Here is a 19,422-nt window from a genome sequence, read left to right on the forward strand (position 1 = left end):
TAACCTTCAACCTTCAACCAGCTAACCTTCAACCTTCAACCTTCAACCAGCTAACCTTCAACCTTCAACCAGCTAACCTTCAACCAGCTAACCTTCAACCTTCAACCTTCAACCAGCTAACCTTCAACCAGCTAACCTTCAACCTTCAACCTTCAACCAGCTAACCTTCAACCAGCTAACCTTCAACCTTCAACCAGCTAACCTTCAACCTTCAACCAGCTAACCTTCAACCTTCAACCAGCTAACCTACTAACCTTGAACTTTTCCCTTGCTATACCAACGAATAAATAATTTCTCCAGCTCAACCCAAACAAATAGTGACGTACTAAAGCCAATACAGACAGCAAATTCCATCATAGTCAGAGGCTCAGTGCCAAAGAAGTCTTGCAAAAAGGGTACATAGACCAGCAACAGCTGTAAGAGAGTAGTTACAGTAACTGCCAACAGCAAATAAGGGTTAGAGAATGGGTTTAATTCCAGAGTAATGCGTTTGTTGGAGCGCACTGCCAGGGCGTGACCCATTTGAGCAATACATAGGGTAGTAAATACCATTGTCTTCCAGTGAGGGAAGTATCCATAGGCGATTGCCATTAAGGTAATGTTGAAAATGGCAAAAACAATACCAATGCGCACCATATAAGAGCCCAATCCTCTGGCAAAAATACTTTCCTGAGGACTAAAGGGCGATCGCTTCATCACATCGGGTTCTGCTGGTTCCACAGCTAGGGCAAGAGCGGGTAAACCATCAGTGACTAGGTTCATCCAGAGAATTTGTAACGGTGTGAGGGGAACATCTGGTAATCCCATGATCGGGGCTGCGGCAATAGTTAATACCTCACCGATGTTACTGCCCAGGATGTATCTAATAAAGCGACGAATATTGTCATATACTGTCCGACCTTCTTCTGTGGCAGCAATAATGGTGGCAAAGTTGTCATCTAAGAGCACCATATCGCTGGCTTCTTTACTGACATCGGTTCCCGTAATTCCCATAGCGATACCAATGTCAGCTTGCTTGAGAGCGGGTGCATCATTCACCCCATCTCCGGTCATGGCAACAAATTTACCCCTACCCTGGAGTGCCTGAACTATTCTGAGTTTGTGTTCAGGAGCAACACGAGCATAAATGCTGACTTGGTCTACCTGTTCCTCTAGATCAACCTGGGAGAGCTTTTGTAACTCCTGACCAGTCAGTACCTGATCACCATGATTAGCAATTCCCAAATCCTGGGCAATCGCTTTAGCGGTAAGTTTGTGGTCTCCAGTAATCATAATCGGACGAATTCCAGCATTCCGGCACCGCTGAACTGCTTCTAGTACCTCTGGGCGTGGAGCATCCAACATTCCCACTAACCCCAACCACACCAACCCTTGCTCTAAGATTTCATGGTCTGCTTCTGGAGCTGATAAGCGATCTAGGGACTTATAGGCAAAACCTAGCACTCGCAAACCAGCCCCTGCCATTTGGTTATTCTGTTCCAAAATCTGTTGCCGCTGCTCTTCTGTCAAGGGTTGACACCCTAGAGTTCCTGCTGCTCTGTCATCATGATGTACTGATGAAGTACAATGCTCTAACACCAATTCTGGAGACCCTTTGGTCAACATCATGTAACGGGTCAGTTGTGGGTTCTCGGTTGTTCGCGTAGCCTGGCCGAAAGGCCAAGGTTGTTCGCCTTTGGTGTTCGAGTAGGGCAGGTTAGCAGGTTGAAAGCGATCTGGAGAACTATCCCACTGACAAATCACACTCATACGCTTGCGCTCAGAGGAAAAGGGAATTTCATCCACACGGGAATACCTTTGACTCAGGGGTTCCTTATCCACACCCCCTTTACCAGCCAGAGCAATTAATGCTCCTTCTGTGGGGTCTCCTAAAATCTTCCACTCCCCCTGTTCATACTGCAAGATCGCATCATTACACAGAGCACAAGCTAGAAGTAGGGGTTCGAGTTCGGGATACTGTTCTGTAGCAATGGGCTGATTGTCTAGGAGAAATTCCCCTACAGGTTCATAACCATCCCCAGTCACCTGAATACTATAGTTGAGGGTATCCACCCGTTGCACAACCATTTTGTTTTGGGTCAGGGTACCAGTTTTATCAGAACAAATGGTAGTCACACTTCCTAAGGTTTCCACAGCTGGTAGTTTGCGAATTAGAGCATGACGGCGTACCATTCTCTGGGTTCCTAGGGCTAAGGTAACAGTCACCACAGCTGGCAAGCCTTCTGGAACTACAGCCACTGCCATACTTAAAGAAACTTCTACCAGTTGTTGGAACACACTCAAGTCCCAACCGCTTACGCCCAAGCCAATGATAATTACTAGTGCTACTAGCAACAGCGAACCGGTTACCAAGACTTTTCCCAGCTGAGACATGCGCTGTTGCAGAGGTGTCGGTTCACTTTCCACCCCTTGTAGCATCTGGGCAATTTTCCCCAGTTCCGTATTCATCCCAGTACCAGTAACTAGGACTTTACCTCTGCCTTGGACAACTTCAGTTCCCTGAAAAACTAAATTAATGCGATCGCCTATGGGAGTATCTTCTGATAGCTCCACCTCTACGGTTTTATTGACAGCATTAGCTTCCCCAGTCAGTGCGGATTCTCTGACCTGCAAATTCGATGCCTCGATTAGCCTACCATCTGCTCCAACTTGTACCCCAGCTTCCAGCAACATGATGTCCCCTGGAACAAGCTGTGGACTGTCTATCTCTAAGGTACGACCATCCCGCAACACTCGTACCTTAGGAGATGCCATACTTTTCAGGGCTGCTAGGGCTTTTTCAGCACGGCTTTCCTGGAGATACCCGAGGATGCCATTGAGAATCACGATTGAGAGGATAGCAATCGTATCTTTGAAGGGGAATTCACTCGCCTTTTCTGAGGCTTGTTGCAGATTGATCAGATCTAAAATCCCGGAAACTATCGCTACTGCAATCAGCATCAGCAGCATGATGTCCTTGAATTGATCAAGGAACATTGCCCAGGAACTGCGCTTTGCTTTTTCCTCTAACTGATTTAAGCCATAGTATTCCAACCGCTGTGATACCTGTTGAGAGGTCAAACCGACTTGAGGGTCACAGCCGGATTCTGCTAGAGAATTTTCGACAGATTGGTTGTACCACGCTTTTAACGGGTCAGGCAATAAATTAGAATGGGTCAATGGATTCACCGGGAATGTTTGCTTTTAGATGATATTCATTCGATCATAAAAATTTCCTAGGAAGTTTGTAAGCATTCAGCCGTGAGCTTTTAGCTCACGCTACTTGAGGTGCTGTCAGCCGTCAGCGGTGAGCTTAAAACAAGCTATCCGGCTGACGAGTTCAACGGACTGCCAAAGACTATCAATTCCTGGCCGAAAGGCCAGGGAACTGAAATTAAACGAATGCTTACCTCTTTCATTCAAAAGCACCTCAAGTAGCGTGCGCGTAACGCATTAGCTGATAGCACCTCAAGTAGCACCATCTGTAGCGCATTAGCTGTTCACGAACCGTGCGCGTAGCGCATTAGCTGATAGCTTACGGGAGTTTGGAAACCAAGACTATAATCGAATCTAGCGGAACAAAATAGCACCCGATGCAGCAATTGAAGATCTGTTGTTCAAAGTCTGTATTGTTAAGATAGCGAGTTGCCGCTAATTATAGTAATTTAGTCCGTATTTGATCAGGTTTTATATCAAATCCGGATAATTGCCCACAGTTACGATATCTAGAGAAAATCTTTTTCTCCCTGTACCCCTGCGCCCCTGCGCCCCCTGCTCTTTTCACCAGGAAGTATGGGTATTCAACTGGATTTGATATTATTCACTGTTAACGCTCAACGGTTGCCCATTAACCTTAATCGTCAGAGTTTAAATAGTTTAATATTGATAGCGAACATTGAAGTAGAAGCCCTCATCCTGGGCATTGTTACTGCGATCATCCAATTCAAGCAGAGGAATGCCATAGTCAAGTCGCAGATTAAGCCCTGTCACTGGTTGCACAATTAGCCCTAAGCCAATACCCGCTAAAAACCGCTGTGACGGTAACGTATTAGGATTATCAGGGTTATTCCATACATAACCCATGTCGAAAAACGGAATTAGTTGTAATGCGGGGTCATCGTCTACGTCTCGATGTAAAGTTATACGGTCTTCTATAGAAAACCGTACTCCATTGTCCCCTGCTCTGATATTTTGACGGTAGCCCCTCACCGATTGACCACCGCCAAGTAAAAATTGTTGGGGAGGCAATAGGCTATTGGGGGTAAGCTGAACCTCGGTTCCCATAATTAAGAAATTATCCTCTGAGAGAATCTGTAACCGCTGTACTTGACCTACCCAGCGAAAAAAGCGTCCATCAGGTATAGGATCGGGGTTGATAGTGGCATCAAACCACCCAGTTCCGAGACTCAAAAGCGATCGCAAAAACCAAGTTCCCTCCAAATCCCGACGTAGATACTCTTGTTCAAACTTAATCACGCTCAGGGTAGTCGAGCCATCTTGATCTGGACCAAAGCCAAACCCAAGAGGCTCATCACCCAAAAAAGTCTGACCATCTCTGTAGCTGAATCCTAGAGACAGAGCAAATTCTTCCCGAGGTGTGCGGTACAACGGTTGACGAAATCGAATTTCATATAGCTCAGATTCTCCCTCAATATCAAAAACATTGAATGGTGCTTGAGTCACCCGATTACGGTCGATCACTGTTCGCAGTTCTAAGGTACCATTTCGGGGATTGAGGGGAAAGCGATAGCCAAAATCAAAAATATTAGACCCGCCAGTGGTCGAACGGCGATAAGTGAAGGAAATTTCATCCCCATTGCCAGTTAGGTTGAGATGGCGAAGATTAAAGCTGATTCGTTCAGAACCAATACTAGGAGGTGAGTAATTATCAACCCCTACACTTCCTTTGAACGGATTAGCTTCCACAACACGAACAATCAGAATGCTCTGTCCTACTTTTGTTCCTTTGCGGAGGCTCGCTTCTATACTTTCCAACTTTGGGTCAAGCCGTAACAATCGTAATTGTTTTTCCAAATCAGTAGTATTGAATGGTGTTCCGGTACCCAACTGGACACGGCTGCGGATATAGTTGGGATTGAGGCGGCGTGTTCCTTCAACTTCGATCTTTTCTATACCCCCTTCTATAACACGGATTGTAACAATGCCCTTGGTAATGTCAATCGTTTGCTCAGCAAGAAGAATTGCTCTAGTGTTAATATAGCCCTGCTTGAGGTAAAGGGTAGTAATAGCATCCGCGACTTCTCTTAGTTGCTCAATAGTCAGGGAGCGTCCTTGATAGGGTTGTATAATCAGCTTAAACTGCTCTGGTGAAAAGATGGTGCTACCAATGACTTCAATTTTATCAACTTGAATGGTTTTAGAGTCCAAAGCAGTTAGTCTAGCAGGTGTAGTGGCTTGAGTTTCTAGTATAACTGGTCCAACTGAATCTGATAGTATGGGCGCTAATAGTTCAGCTATCTGATTTTGATAATTTCCATCAACCAATTTTACTGACTCCTGAGCGGTTTTATGCTCCTGCTGCTTAAGCAGAAGTTTACTTGCTCTTAGAGATCTATGATTGCTTGGCAAAGAAGTTAGGGTTACTGCTAGGGCATCATTACAACTGGTACAGGCAATTATTAAATACAACGGTGTAAATTTATTTGATATGAATTTATTTAAGAAATACTTTATAAGCACAATTTGAATTAACATCTGATGCCAAAGCAATCCGATCTTCGAGCGCATCGGGTTTTTTATTCTCCTTGGGTGGGGATATCTAGGGATTTTGGGTGACAACGAATGGTCCAAACGTAAACGCCACTAAAAAGCCTAACCCTGATTAGTTCAAAAATTCCAAAAAACTATCACCATCGTCTATCGCAGTTATAGCTTATATCAAATTCGTTTAATTACCCATAATCAAAATCTCTACCCTGTCTGACCGTGTGGTGGTTTTTCCGGTGTCAGTCTAACCTGTGGGTATTCAACAGGTCCGACCCGTGGCGAATTTAATAATTAGATGCGGAAAGCGCACCTAACGGACTTGAGATGAGTTGTTATTCTCTTCAAACCACTTGCGATCATAACCAATTAAGCACACTTGAGGTGCGACCCGTGGCGAATTTAATTCTTAATGGTAAGAGCGCACCTATTGACTTTTGGCAAAAAAATCCCCCGGCTAGTGTCGGGGGAACTCCTTAGAAGTATGAAGTGTGAATTCTGAGGTTATTATAGGCCAATGCTGCTTCTTGAACTATAGCAATCCTAAATAGGTTGTGCTAATTTTATCCAAACGTGATTCTTGCTATACCTGGGTTTCAAGCCCTTGACTTGCCACAACTGATTTAAGGTCGCTATATAGCGTTTATCACAGCTATGAGGTACAGATATTTTTTTCCTTATTACCTATTCCCTGTTTACTGTTCCCTTCACCATGTAAAAGCTGGTTTGGCTTACCCCACCCAACTTCTAAAGTATGGGTGAATAATGATGGGTGGGGAGTATACTCAACAATTGTGTTCAATTGCACACGAGATCAGTATGGCATGATTGCGTCTTGCAGATGAACTTCATATGGATTGAGCGAGTTTCCTTGCCATGCGCTGACACTACCATGATTGGGTAGTCAATTAGGACATCCTGGAAAGACATCTGCAAGCGGAAGGTCCCGTCTGGGTTAATCTTGACTGGACGTCCATCAATAGTAACGGAAGCATCAGGATCGATGCTTCCGTGAATAATTAGCTCTTCATTTGCCACTAAGGACAATTCGGGAGAACGAGCGGGGGGAGCAGAAGCATTGAAACCAGCTCCCGACATGTTTGGAGAAAGCCACTTACCAATACCCGAAGGGAAAGGATTGGAACTTATTGCTGACCTTGGTGCTTGCTCCATAGAACTATAAACAGAATCAGCTACTGCCTGAGCTTCCCCAGATTGAGTTATGCCAAAGATTTCCCCATAGATAGGTCGATCAGGAATTTCCGAGCTACTCCCATTAGCTGTCTGGCTAGGCGGCACAAGTTTTAGGACAGTCTTACCCTGTAGATTATCATCCCAGTTGACCGTGACGAATTGGTCTTCCATCCATTTAGAGGGATAGGCAGGGGGAACATGGATAGGTGCTGAACGGGCCAGAACTAGCCATTGACCATCTTCACAGCGATAACCAATCTCAACTAAATAATCGCGATCGCTAACTGGCATGGGTAGATACCATTCTCGCGCTAGCTCATCACAGGGATATTCTTGGATACTATGGGGACTTTGATAATCCAGTTTGATTGCGGTAACATCATAGAGCCTTAGAGCGAGTTGTTGACCTCCCTGAGAGCGCAGTTCTTTTTTATGTTCATTGGGAATATCCCAATAAGCATAAGACCAATGTGGATCACGAGGCATTAGCACAATCCGGCTTTCACCATAACCTTCTGGTAGCTCTGCTAATCCCTCATCAACAGAAACTAGACTATCACTAGTCGGCTCTTGTTGAGCTAATTCAAACTGGCTTGATTCCTCCTTTGCTTGTGCCTCAATTATCGGCGATGGAGTGGTAGACCTTTTGTGACGTTCTATTGCTTGAATTTCCGCCAATAAGCGTTCTTTACGCATTCTACTGTATCGATATATACCATATTCACTCGCAACTCTACGTAATTGCCGTAGAGTCATTTCTTCTAGGGGAGTTCCTTCTTTTGCCATGATTTCTGTTCTATACGTTGTTAGGTTGCCTGATAGATTACTGATGTCAATCTTGAGGTGCGACCCGTGGCGAATTTAATTCTTAATGCGGAAAGCGCACCTAATTAAAAAAAGTTTTGGTTGCTATGAAACTTACCTAAAGGTCAGACCTGACTAAAGTTTTTATCCTTCTTGATTCCCAGACTTTAATGGAAATTGCCCGTCTACCCTTGCGACATTTCAGTGATTTTTTATACCAACAATATGTTCAAGTCAGCCATCTATAATTTGGTGAAATACTAACAAACCAGCATTTTTATGGGATCCTCTGATCAACTATATATAACAAGGAATTTTTGGGTCAGGTCAAGGGGTAAATAAGCCGATTTTCGGTAAATTCACGCATTTACCAGAAAATCGGGACTCAAAATGTCATGAAATTATCACATCACTCCTCAGGTGCGACCCGTGGCGAATTTAATAATTAGATGCGGAAAGCGCACCTAAGGACTCAGTCATCAATATTATCAAGTTAGGCACCATCAGTGATCCGTATCCAAGAAGGATGAAGCCCTGATCTACTTATCCTTGACACTCTTCATTAATCATTTATCTCTTAGCCTTAATGAGGATAAGCAAGACTATTTGGCTGCTTTCCTCAAGGGTGAGCGAAGCGTGGCAAGGCAAAGCTAATCGCATCATCAATAATCAACAGGAATAATCATTACTTTTCCATTTTCTTTTCGACAGGAATTGACTGGTCAGATATGTTTCTAGTTATCTTACCATCCAACCCTTAATTAACCACTGACCCCCTTGGCGTACTAAGTCATACTTGACTCTTAAGTTGTCATTACTCGAAGCTGCCGGACTCAACATACCATCTTGATATACCTTTGCTTGCTCTTTCACCGCAGCATCTATCACAGCTTGATTAGGATTCGATGTGCTAGTCTCAACTGAGTTAATTTTGACCGTGTGCTTGTAGATCCGGTAATAGTTCTTGGTTTTAGCCGCTTTAGCACTTTTGAGCCAGACAGACAGAGCTGGCTCAGCTAAGATTTTACTAAGTTGCCCTACTTCATGTTTTGGTCCAAAAGCAAGTTTTTTAGTATTTAACCAGGTTTCGATGAGTTGCTGAGCCGTTTCTTGATTTAGAGGACCACTCGGAGCGATCAGCCCACTGCCTGTCGGAGGAATCGGGACTGGAGGTTGGTCAAGCTGAACAAAAGGTTGTTCTCCCTCTAACGGTGGTTTTGAAAAACTTTTGAGAGCTTTATTGAGCAACATCAGCAGGATACCCAGTCCTAGCAAACTTAAAAGACTCAGGAAAATCAGACGTCTTAGTTTAGCCCCTGGTTGGAATCGCTCTGGTGAAGGTTCCATACGATCAGGGGATGAATGATTCAGACTGCTCCGCTGACTTGAGGAGTCTTTGACCAAAGAACCGCCTCTAGACCACCCACCTGAGGCGGTTGAATTGTGACTATCCAGGGTTTTGCCTGACTTCCCACCACCCAGAAAGCTACCTAAGGACTGACGCCTACGACGCCGTCCATGACTCCGCAAGCCTGTGGTTTTTGACTCTAAGTCCTGAGAGGTTTGTGGTTCTGAGCCATTTGATGAGTGGGATATCCCTTGAGCTGTAGGCAAAGTTGATACCCCATTAGTGGTGAAGCGATCGCTATTGACTCGGCTTTGACTAACACCGTTTGCCAACGCCCCACTTGGCCACCTTGACCCCACCGTTACTGGTTCTGCCGTTGTCTGTGAGCCTTGGCCATTGCTTAGTCTATCTTGCCCCAGGATGCTTTTAGAAGAGCCTACCGTTGCATAGGTGGTTGTTTGGGAAGGTACAACCGTCCACTGATTGCTAGTTTCCTCAGATGAATCTGGTAAATTTTCTAGATAGGCTTGTACTTGCTGATCAGCAAAGTATTCCTTCAAAGACACCTTCTGATTGGCCAGATCCCGGAAGTGGGGAAATACAGATTCTTGTAGCCAACGCTCTCCGTAGAGGCATAATCCTGGCAATAAGTCTGGGGAATTTTGAGAATGTTCCCGAATGAAAGCTAGGGGTTCGTATTCCTGGCTCAGTTCCAAGGCACGACTGGCTTCTTCCGTTTGGCCGAGAAGCAGAGCACAAACCCCTTGTTCTAGGTGAACATCCTGCCGCTTACCCAAACGCATCAGCATTTTCTTGGCACGAGCAATCAAAGCCGGTTCTCTGTGGGCAAATCCCCTTGCTAGTAAGGCGTAAACAGCTAGGTATGTAGCAACAGCTGAAGGACGTCGTGCTTCAGCTTCAAATAAGGTTTGCTGTTGGTTGGAGGTAAGATAGCCTCGCAACTGTTGGATAAAGCGTAGAAAGTCATCAATCCCTAAACCAGATTGATCATTACCAGTGCCATCGATCCCTCGACGCTCCTGTAACATTTCTTGGAGCAACCGCAAGCCTTTGCGCCGCTCAATGGCTTTTTCTTCTGGCAGGGCTAATAATTCTAAAATCCGATAAGGGCGAAGTTTATAGAGGTCTGCTTGGATTTCCCCTCGAACACTCGGAAATAAGCCTTCTTGTAGGAGTAATTGTTGTCCAGTTTCTAGGGACATAGCTGCGTTTTCATACTCCCCTTGCTGCCATTCCTCTCGACCTAGCTCTAAGCAGGCAATAGCTAAGGTCAAAACCACGTCGGGTTGAACAAGTTGGGGATCCCCCAATTTCCCCTGACTTAATCCAACGCTGTCACCTTTTTCCAGTAACGGTTGCGCCAGTTTTAGAACCAGTTCGTATTCCCCAAGTTCTTGAAGAATCAGTAAGCTTCCGAGTAATTGGTCGTTATCAATCTCAATCGTAGGAGTTTGAGCTTCGACGGTTTCACCTGTTACTGTTTGATTAGTACCAGGAGCACCCGCCACTGATGGGTGTTGCTCTTGGAGTTGATAAGCTTTGGCAATCAAGCCAGCATCGTACTCCTCTCTTGTTTCAGGGTCACTCAAAACCCCGTAGGCTTTTTCAAGGAGTGTTTTACGAGAGGCTATTGCTGCTTCCGAATACTCTCGGCGCGGTAGTTGTAAGGTACGATCACGATAGGCTTGGCTGAGCTGTTGGGCTGTAGCCTGAATCGGCAATCCTAATATGCGGTAGTAATCGAGCGGAATGCGCACGGTTCACTTCCCCAGCTTTTCGAGCAACTGAATGAGTTGATGATAGCCCATATCGTACTCCCTAAACTGGCTATAGCTATTTATCTGTCACTTTAAAAGACACAGTATCGCAGCTAACCGGTTTTGTCGAGTCGCTAAATACTATTTATTTTAGCAACTGGATCATCTCCTGTGAAGTACCCCAACCTGCAACGCTCACGGTTGGGGCAAACCACTCTCAGGTCAATTCAGGGACGGTCTTATTCGTCTTTTGGGCTTCCCGCGCGCGTCCCCGACGCCTCAAAAAGCCGCGCTAATTTTGGTCTTACTCAGCGTCCACAGGCAGACATCCGCCTTCTATCGACGTATACTTTTACGACAGACAAGTCTTGGAATTACAGCACTGTGGCTAACCAGCCGGGGCTTGTCTCTTTCCTGAGCTCCGCGCTTTACTTTGTATACCTCCAGGTCTAAAAACTGATAGTATATTAGACCGTTTATAAGGTAGCCTTTTAGTCGGTCAGGCGGCTCAGCGACCATCTTCATTTTAGCACGAATCATCACAAGTTATCGTCTCGCTATCCATCCCGGATACGAAACCTGATTGTTGGGTCGCCTTATTACAAAAGCGCCGTTACCTTTTATGCATATCCTGCCGACGCTCAAGCCGCGACCCTACCTTACGGTAACTTCAAGCCCACCTTGGAAGAAGGTGGGTAATTCCGCGAGTTTTGTTAATTAACTTTTACTAAACTAAACAGTATTGATTGTCAAGCAGTAGTGTGATTCTCACTCAACTCAACTTGACCTAACTATTCGCTCTAGGCTTGACCTAAAAGAGAAATCCTAAAAGAGAAATCCTGTAGGCTTGAGTGAAACTTTATGATAGCTTTGCTTAAATTGGCTAAACAAGTAGTTTGGCGAAATGCCAGTATAGTGTTGCGACAAGTATAGGACAAATTAATGGCTCAGGAAAGAACTTTACCTAAAGTAGAGGATTACAGCCCCATTACCAGCGCAGAAGGATTACTCCTTTACGAGGATATGATGCTCGGGCGCTTGTTTGAGGACAAATGTGCTGAAATGTACTATCGGGGCAAAATGTTTGGTTTTGTCCACCTCTACAACGGTCAAGAGGCAGTGTCAACAGGAGTCATCAAGGCGTTGCGTATTGGTGAAGACTTTGTTAGTAGCACCTATCGTGACCACGTCCATGCCTTAAGTGCAGGAGTGCCAGCACGGGAAGTGATGGCAGAGTTATTTGGCAAAGCCACAGGCTGCAGCAAGGGGCGCGGTGGTTCAATGCATATGTTCTCACAAGAACATAATCTCCTGGGAGGTTATGCCTTTGTAGCTGAGGGGATTCCCGTGGCCACGGGTAGTGCTTTCCAAAGTAAATACCGTCGCGAAGCCTTGGGTGATGAGAGTTCTGATCAAGTCACCGTTTGCTTTTTTGGTGATGGAGCTTGCAATAATGGTCAGTTCTTTGAATGTTTGAATATGGCAGCCCTTTGGAAATTGCCCGTTATCTATGTTGTGGAAAACAACAAGTGGGCAATTGGGATGGCTCATGAACGGGCAACATCCCAGCCAGAAATTTACAAAAAAGCCAGTGTATTCGGTATGGCTGGAGTAGAAGTCGATGGCATGGATGTAATGGCTGTCAGAACTGTTGCCCAAGAAGCGATCGCTCGGGCTCGTGCAGGAGAAGGCCCAACCCTTATTGAAGCCCTGACCTACCGCTTCCGAGGTCACTCTCTGGCTGATCCCGATGAACTCCGCTCCAAAGAAGAGAAGGAATTCTGGTTAACTCGTGATCCCATTAAAAACATGGCAAGTTACCTGACAGAAAATCATCTAGCTACTCCCGAAGAACTCAAAGCCATTGAGAGCAAAATCCAGGAAGTCATTAATGATGCAGTTGAGTTTGCCCAAGCCAGTCCTGAACCTGACCCTAGCGAACTACATCGCTATGTTTTTGCTGAGGATTAGTTAACTGAACTAGGAAGTGTGAACTATGAAATACTTCACGCTTTCTTAGTCACGGTCTCAATCCTAGGAGTGCCATCGGTTTCTACCCAGGCAATGTAGGTGATACCGTGACCCAAGGCGTATGCTCTAATTTGTGCTGGTGAGCGTCCCCCTAAATCCATCTCTACCCTGACCAAATGCTCAGAATCTCTAAGTTTCTGGGCATAGGTAAAAGCTACCGCCTCAGCCTCGGGAAATTCTGGCACCACTAACCAATCACTAGCTGGTGTCCGACTGGGTAGTTGATTACTCGACAGTAAGACATAATGAAGGTCTTCTAGGTTGAGGCAAAAACCAATTCCAGGGTAGGTTTCTCCTTGAGGATGATATAGACTCAGCAATTGATCGTACCGCCCTCCCTGGCCTAAAACTCGGCTAGAGCCCTCGCTACTACTGACTACTTCAAAGACAATACCAGTGTAATAGTCAAAGGTTTGTACTAAGGTCAGGTCAAGAACAATCGGTAAGGGGCTAGCGGAACTACTATTTAAAAGTTCCACCAGGGATTTGAGATTGCTCACAATCTCGTGTTCTGATGAGTCTAAATCCAAGCTGGCAACCTTTTGCAAAACATCAGCAGGGTCTCCCCTCAGGTCAAAGAGAAACAATGCCCGCTCTCGTAATTCTGGGGATAGGGGTAACGTTTCTAGGCTAACACGGTCAAGATAGGCAATGGCTTGACGAACCTTGTCTTGCATAGGTTTGGGGAAGGGAGACAAAAGCGATCGCGTTAGCCGAGCTTCCCCCAAAATCAGGTGCCACTGCTGCAACCCTAAATTATTAAGACAATCGGCTAGCAACAGCAGAATTTCCCCATCTGCCAACAGCCCACCAACTCCCAATAATTCTACTCCCGACTGGTAAAACTCTAGTTGACGTCCGTGGTTACCTATAGTTGGTCTGCGAAATACATTGGCATTGTAATAGAGTCGCTGGGGTAAGGATAGGCAGGCTTCACTATTACTGCCAGCAATACGAGTGACCATTGCTCTGGCTATGGATGCCGTTAATTCTGGACGTAGCCCCAGCGTTCCTTCCTCAGCATCGTGCAACTGGATGACCGTGGAACGTTCGACAGCTCCTCCTGCCATCAAGGTATCCAACCATTCTAGAGTTGATGTGATAATCCGGTGATAACTCCAGCGGTGAAATACTTGCTGTAAGTGGTTAGCAATCCAGCGTTTTTGGGTAACTTCTAGGGGGAGTAAATCCCTTGCCCCTGGGGGTGGTTGATGAATCATTACTTTTTCTTTCCACCAAATAAACCACCAAATAAGCCACCACCAGATTTATTGGACGGTTTCCCTTTAGCTGCTTCAGGCGAAACCTTTGGCTGGCTACCGGCACTTTTCGGGGTTAATTCATTTAGAATCTGTTTCGCCTTCAATGCTTTTTCGTTCTGAGGGTTCAATTGCAACGCCTTATTAATGTGTACTTTAGCCATTGTCCCCTTATTTTGCTTCAAATAAGCAATTCCCAATAAACTATGGCAGTCGCTATTGTTTTGGTCCAACTTCAGAGCTTCTCGCAACTCCAAAACTGCCGCAGCAAAATTGTTTTTCACCAAATATCCTTCAGCACGGCGGATATAGCTATCCACTCGTGATACTCCCTTAGTCCCAACCGACCCTCCCTGTGATGTGGCACCGGTAGTAGTCTGACTATTTGGCTGGGTCACACCAGTTGCTTGAGTTTTCACAGGGGTTGAGACAGAAGTTTTTACCGTTTCGCCCTTACCACTTTTACACATCAAATAAACTAGGTTAAGTTCACTGATTTCGGCAATTTTTGCCAAGGCTTGGTCAAGGGCTTGGTATTGCTCTGATGCTAGGTGGTCAACTGAGGTTTTGTAAAGATTATCTAAATTTGCCCCTGCTTGTAATAATTGCTTAGCCGTTGCGCTAGCCAGGGAAATTTTATCTCCTTGAGCCCCTAACCGCTTACTCAAGTGACTTAGACTAGCAGCATAGTCACGATGACCTCTAGAGAGCTGTTCATAAGCAGGATTAACCAGCCGTGTTAACAGCAGATTTGCTTGATTTTTTTCCACTTCGGTACTGGCTTTGCAACTGTCGGGATGCAAACGTCTAGCAATTTGAAGGTACCGTTGACGGACTGCCTTAACATCCGCATCAACTGGAATTCCTAAAACTGCGTGGTAGTCAGTGAAATCAAGCTTGAAGAGTCCGTATTCAATTTTCAAAGACATAGGCAACTGTCCCATCTCAACTGCTGCAAGGCTCGTTTCTAGTATCTCTTAGATTAGATAATCTGGGTTTGTTTCGGCAATAAAAAGCAGCTGCTTCGTTGAAGAAGCAGCTGTATCTATCTTTTATGCCAATTAGAGTGCTTTAATTCATTCGGTAGGCTTTAGTAATCAAAATCGCCACCCATACCAGCACCAGCAGCAGTATTTTCCTTAGGCTCAGGCTTGTCTACCACAATACACTCGGTGGTCAACACCATACCTGCGATGGAAGCGGCATTTTGGAGAGCAGAACGAGTTACCTTAGCTGGGTCAACGATTCCAGCTTCAAACATATCTACAAACTCACCATTGGAAGCATTGTAGCCGACGTTAAATTCTTTTTCTTTAACTCGCTCAGCGATCACCGCACCATTTTGACCAGCGTTCTGGGCAATTCGCTTCAGAGGTGAAGACAGGGCACGAGCAACAATCAATGCACCGGTAAGTTCTTCAGCCTTCAGGTTCTCGTTTGCCCAAGTTTCTAGGTCAGGAGTCAGGTGAGCTAGAGTTGTACCACCACCAGGGACAATACCTTCTTCCACAGCTGCCTTGGTAGCGTTGATGGCATCTTCCAGACGCAGCTTGCGGTCTTTCATTTCCGTTTCTGTAGCAGCACCGACTTTAATCACAGCGACACCACCAGCCAGTTTAGCTAACCGCTCTTGCAGTTTTTCTTTGTCGTAGGAAGAATCCGTTTCGTCCATCTGACGGCGGATTTGCTCACAACGACCCTTCACTGCATTTTCGTTACCTTCAGCAACGATAGTGGTGTTGTCCTTAGTTATGGTCACACGACGGGCTTTACCCAGCATTTCCAGCTTAGCGTTTTCAAGCTTTAGACCTGCATCTTCGGTAATTACTTGTGCACCAGTTAGGGTAGCAATGTCTTCCAGCATAGCCTTACGGCGATCGCCAAAGCCAGGAGCCTTGACAGCTGCCACATTCAAAACACCCCGTAGGCGGTTGACCACCAAGGTGGCCAGGGCTTCTTTCTCAATGTCTTCAGCAATAATCAGCAACGGCTTGCCAGAACGAGCCACTTGCTCAAGTACTGGCACCAGGTCTTGTACCAGGGTGATTTTCTTGTCAGTGAGTAGGAGGTGAGGTTCTTCTAGAACTGCTTCCATCCGCTCAGTGTCAGTAGCAAAGTAGGGAGAGATATAGCCTTTGTCAAAGCGCATCCCTTCGGTAATTTCTAGTTCAGTGGTCATAGACTTCCCTTCTTCAAGGGAAATCACGCCCTCTTTGCCCACTTTGTCCATTGCGTCAGCAATCATCTGACCAACGGTCTCATCGTTACCCGCAGAGATAGAACCAACTTGGGCAACGGCTTTAGAGTCTTCTACTGGGCGGGCATGTTCAGCAATCTTGTCCACCAGAAACGCAGTAGCTTTATCAATACCCCGCTTCAGGGCGATCGGGTTTGCACCGGCAGCAACATTGCGCAAGCCTTCTTTGACCACAGCATGAGCTAGTACCGTAGCGGTTGTAGTCCCATCACCAGCAGCATCATTGGTTTTTGAAGCTGCTTGCCGAATCAGAGAAACACCAGTGTTTTCAATGTGGTCTTCCAGTTCAATCTCTTTAGCAATGGTGACACCATCATTAACAATTTGAGGAGCACCAAACTTCTTCTCTAACACTACGTTGCGACCTTTTGGTCCAAGGGTGACAGCTACAGCTTCAGTCAGAGTGTCCATTCCCTTTTCTAGGGCGCGACGAGCATTTTCGTTGTAAATAATGCGCTTAGCCATAGGTTTTGAGTTCAGTTCCTAACGGTGATTAAGGTTGAAGATAAAAGCCTTGAAGGTAAAAGGGTTGAGGGTTTAAGGGCTCAACTTGTTTGCCTTCAAGGTGTTAGCTGACGACTGCCAAGATGTCTTTTTCTGACAACAAAACGTACTCTTCGTTCCCTAACTTAATATCGGTACCAGCGTACTTGGAGTAAAGTACCTTGTCCCCTACTTTGACTTCGAGAGCAGCGTGAGAACCATCATCGTTGCGCTTCCCAGGTCCGGTGGCTACAATTTCCCCAACTTGAGGCTTTTCCTTAGCGTTATCGGGTAGTAGAATACCGCCAGCAGTTTTTTCTTCAGCGGCGCTTACCTTAACAAAAACTCGATCCCCTAAGGGCTTAACGGTGGAAACACTCAGAGTTACAGCTGCCATATCAGTTTTTCCTCTCTACTTCATCTGATTCATCTGAGCCGATTTAGCACTCTCAGCTCCTGAGTGCTAATTTACTCAAAATCAGCAGTACATGGCAATAAATACCTCTGTACGGGTTCCCGAACTCATAGCAGGTTAACAGATAGCAAATGCACGGATCAGATAGCTTTGGGTTATTATCTGTGTATCAGTATCGGTATGGTGTAGCTTGTCCCTATTTCATCAGGTGCGACCCGTGGCGAATTTAATTCGCCGACGGCAAGGGCACCTAGAAGGTTTTACATTAGTCCCAGAAATTGGTTAAAAAACCAGCACTGCAACCAATGGACTGCTGACCACTGACAACTAGGACAAGCAAATAGATATAACAGATAGGTTGTTACTCTCCCCCTTTAAGCATTCAGCTAATGCGCTACAGATGGTGCTACTTGAGGTGCTATCAGCCGTCACTTAATCAACGGTCGGTAGTAAACAAGCACCGGGAGTGCTGGTACGGCTGGTTGAAAATCCCTGCTCGTTTTACTGATCCAACGCCGTGCAGTTAAAGCCCCTGCTAGCTGATAGCTGATAACTGACCGCTGATAGCTGACCTCGCACTTTCAACTCATCCTCACACAAAAGCCCTAAAACTCATGCCAGCAGACAAAACTGAGCCTGAAGCTACCCAAGCATCTAATTCTGATAATTCTGATAATTCTGATAATTCTGATAATTCTGACACTTCCACTATCGAAGCATCAGAGCAAATTACCCTAGCTGCTAACATAAAAAGCTTAGGGCTTAATCAAATTCAGCGCCACATTTTCCTGTGTGCTGATCAAACTAAACCGAAATGCTGCTCAAAAGAAATTAGCCTTCAATCCTGGGAATATCTCAAAAAACGCCTTAAAGAGCTAAAACTAGACCAGCCCAAGGATGTTCAACCAAGTTGCATTTTTCGCACCAAGGCTAATTGTCTGCGAGTCTGTACCTATGGTCCTGTCATGGTAGTTTACCCAGACGGTGTTTGGTATCACAGTGCTACTCCTGAGGTGATTGAACGCATTATTCAAGAGCATATTATTGGCAACCAAGTTTTAGAAGACTATGCTTTTTTAGTTCATCCTTTGCCAGAAACTCTTCAACCATCTGCTTTAGACTACCAGGCAATGGAAGCAGCTCCTCCCCAACCCCAAGCAGGTTAACATCCTAGTTGTAATGAAGCCCACCTTGGCGACGCAACGGGTTCTAAAATCTACTGACTTGGCCAGCCTAGGGTTCCCGGTGCAACGTTCAAGTTAAGTCTTTTCCTTACCAACCCTAATTCTTACCAACCCTAATTATGGTGAGGTAGGATTATTGGTTGGAGAGTTAAAGCAGCTTGGTAACTTCCAGGCATTAGAAAAGGCAAGAGGTACTACCACTATTAACAAAATTAAGCAAGCAAAGTATAAAAAACGTTACAGTTATGAAGGACAATGCTGTAAGAGAGCAACAAAAACTGCTGCTGATTGATGATGACCCCAACCTCATATTGCTAGTCAAGGACTACCTAGAGTTTCGGGGATACGAGGTGATGACCGCTGAACATGGGAAAGAAGCTCTGGACATTTTAGAGCAGGATATTCCTGATATGATTATCTGTGACGTGATGATGCCAGAAATGGACGGCTATACCCTGGTAGAAAAGGTCAGAGATGATTCTCGCACCAGCTGCATTCCGGTACTATTTCTCTCAGCCAAGGGTCAAAGCCAAGATCGAATAAAAGGACTCAATAAGGGTGCGGATATTTATATGGTTAAGCCCTTTGAGCCAGAAGAACTGGTAGCACAGGTGGAATCTTGCCTCAAGCAAACTGCTCGTATGATGCAGCTCACAGTTTCTAATCCAGACAGCGCACCCAGAATTAACGTTCCTTACGATGTTGATTTGACTCCTACTGAGCGGAAGGTTGTCCAGTTTGTGGCAAGAGGTATGGCAAATCGGGAGATTGCTCAGCAGCTGAATGTTTCTCAGCGTACCATAGAAAGTCATGTGTCTAACATGCTAGGGAAAACTGGTCTCCATAACCGTACTGAATTAGCCCGTTGGGCAATTGAAAATAGTATGGCATAACGCTCCATACGCTCATTGGTAAAGCCTAGCAAGCCAACCTTGACCGTTCACTAATCACACAAGGACTAAGCTC

The 19,422-nt window shown here is 45.5% G+C and carries 11 protein-coding genes; 3 read left to right on the plus strand and 8 right to left on the minus strand.

What is annotated here, in order from left to right; all coding sequences use genetic code 11:
* Nucleotides 1-249: 249 nt before the first annotated feature.
* From LYNGBM3L_RS06020 to LYNGBM3L_RS06035, 4 genes are all read right to left on the minus strand, one after another.
* Nucleotides 250-3,168, minus strand: coding sequence for a cation-translocating P-type ATPase (locus tag LYNGBM3L_RS06020; protein ID WP_008180298.1), 2,919 nt, complete (start codon nt 3,166-3,168; stop codon nt 250-252).
* 687 nt (nt 3,169-3,855) lie between these two features.
* A complete protein-coding gene (locus LYNGBM3L_RS06025; RefSeq protein WP_008180301.1) occupies nt 3,856-5,628 on the minus strand; it encodes a ShlB/FhaC/HecB family hemolysin secretion/activation protein in 1,773 nt (590 codons plus the stop codon).
* Nucleotides 5,629-6,501: 873 nt separating this feature from the next.
* Nucleotides 6,502-7,683: a DUF4912 domain-containing protein gene (locus LYNGBM3L_RS06030; RefSeq protein WP_008180305.1), complete on the minus strand. Its 1,182-nt coding sequence runs from the start codon at nt 7,681-7,683 to the stop codon at nt 6,502-6,504.
* 756 nt (nt 7,684-8,439) lie between these two features.
* On the minus strand, nt 8,440-10,827 hold the full coding sequence (locus LYNGBM3L_RS06035; RefSeq protein ID WP_044492352.1) for an IMS domain-containing protein: 2,388 nt from the start codon (nt 10,825-10,827) through the stop codon (nt 8,440-8,442).
* Between the two features lie 942 nt (nt 10,828-11,769).
* Here LYNGBM3L_RS06035 and pdhA point away from each other — a divergent pair.
* Nucleotides 11,770-12,798, plus strand: coding sequence for a pyruvate dehydrogenase (acetyl-transferring) E1 component subunit alpha (pdhA, locus tag LYNGBM3L_RS06040; protein ID WP_008180311.1), 1,029 nt, complete (start codon nt 11,770-11,772; stop codon nt 12,796-12,798).
* Nucleotides 12,799-12,833: 35 nt separating this feature from the next.
* On the opposite strand, the gene LYNGBM3L_RS06045 is transcribed toward pdhA, so the two are convergent.
* The 4 genes from LYNGBM3L_RS06045 to groES all read right to left on the minus strand — a co-directional run bounded on the left by LYNGBM3L_RS06045 (nt 12,834) and on the right by groES (nt 17,254).
* Nucleotides 12,834-14,078 (minus strand): ATP phosphoribosyltransferase regulatory subunit, encoded by a 1,245-nt coding sequence (locus LYNGBM3L_RS06045; RefSeq protein ID WP_008180314.1) that lies wholly within the window; start codon nt 14,076-14,078, stop codon nt 12,834-12,836.
* Nucleotides 14,078-15,046 carry a J domain-containing protein gene (locus LYNGBM3L_RS06050; protein ID WP_044492359.1) on the minus strand — a complete coding sequence of 323 codons (969 nt, stop codon included), beginning with the start codon at nt 15,044-15,046 and terminating at the stop codon, nt 14,078-14,080. The genes LYNGBM3L_RS06045 and LYNGBM3L_RS06050 overlap by 1 nt, the downstream gene beginning before the upstream one ends.
* Before the next feature lie 161 nt (nt 15,047-15,207).
* A complete protein-coding gene (groL, locus tag LYNGBM3L_RS06055; RefSeq protein WP_008180317.1) occupies nt 15,208-16,839 on the minus strand; it encodes a chaperonin GroEL in 1,632 nt (543 codons plus the stop codon).
* Nucleotides 16,840-16,942: 103 nt separating this feature from the next.
* Nucleotides 16,943-17,254, minus strand: coding sequence for a co-chaperone GroES (gene groES, locus LYNGBM3L_RS06060; RefSeq protein WP_008180318.1), 312 nt, complete (start codon nt 17,252-17,254; stop codon nt 16,943-16,945).
* A 632-nt stretch (nt 17,255-17,886) separates the two neighbouring features.
* Between groES and LYNGBM3L_RS06065 the strand changes: the two genes are divergently transcribed.
* Nucleotides 17,887-18,438 carry a (2Fe-2S) ferredoxin domain-containing protein gene (locus LYNGBM3L_RS06065; protein ID WP_008180319.1) on the plus strand — a complete coding sequence of 184 codons (552 nt, stop codon included), beginning with the start codon at nt 17,887-17,889 and terminating at the stop codon, nt 18,436-18,438.
* A 263-nt stretch (nt 18,439-18,701) separates the two neighbouring features.
* Nucleotides 18,702-19,349 carry a response regulator transcription factor gene (locus tag LYNGBM3L_RS06070; protein WP_008180320.1) on the plus strand — a complete coding sequence of 216 codons (648 nt, stop codon included), beginning with the start codon at nt 18,702-18,704 and terminating at the stop codon, nt 19,347-19,349.
* The last annotated feature ends 73 nt before the right edge of the window (nt 19,350-19,422 follow it).

Origin of the sequence: Moorena producens 3L, assembly GCF_000211815.1 — a bacterium.
GTDB lineage: Bacteria > Cyanobacteriota > Cyanobacteriia > Cyanobacteriales > Coleofasciculaceae > Moorena > Moorena producens.

What these genes read in the sequence shown, in the direction of transcription:
- LYNGBM3L_RS06070 (WP_008180320.1), top strand. Translation starts at nt 18,702, where the DNA reads ATGAAGGACAATGCTGTAAGAGAGCAACAAAAACTGCTGCTGATTGAT.
- groL (WP_008180317.1), bottom strand. Translation starts at nt 16,839, where the DNA reads ATGGCTAAGCGCATTATTTACAACGAAAATGCTCGTCGCGCCCTAGAA.
- pdhA (WP_008180311.1), top strand. Translation starts at nt 11,770, where the DNA reads ATGGCTCAGGAAAGAACTTTACCTAAAGTAGAGGATTACAGCCCCATT.
- groES (WP_008180318.1), bottom strand. Translation starts at nt 17,254, where the DNA reads ATGGCAGCTGTAACTCTGAGTGTTTCCACCGTTAAGCCCTTAGGGGAT.
- LYNGBM3L_RS06030 (WP_008180305.1), bottom strand. Translation starts at nt 7,683, where the DNA reads ATGGCAAAAGAAGGAACTCCCCTAGAAGAAATGACTCTACGGCAATTA.
- LYNGBM3L_RS06045 (WP_008180314.1), bottom strand. Translation starts at nt 14,078, where the DNA reads ATGATTCATCAACCACCCCCAGGGGCAAGGGATTTACTCCCCCTAGAA.
- LYNGBM3L_RS06050 (WP_044492359.1), bottom strand. Translation starts at nt 15,046, where the DNA reads ATGTCTTTGAAAATTGAATACGGACTCTTCAAGCTTGATTTCACTGAC.
- LYNGBM3L_RS06065 (WP_008180319.1), top strand. Translation starts at nt 17,887, where the DNA reads ATGCCAGCAGACAAAACTGAGCCTGAAGCTACCCAAGCATCTAATTCT.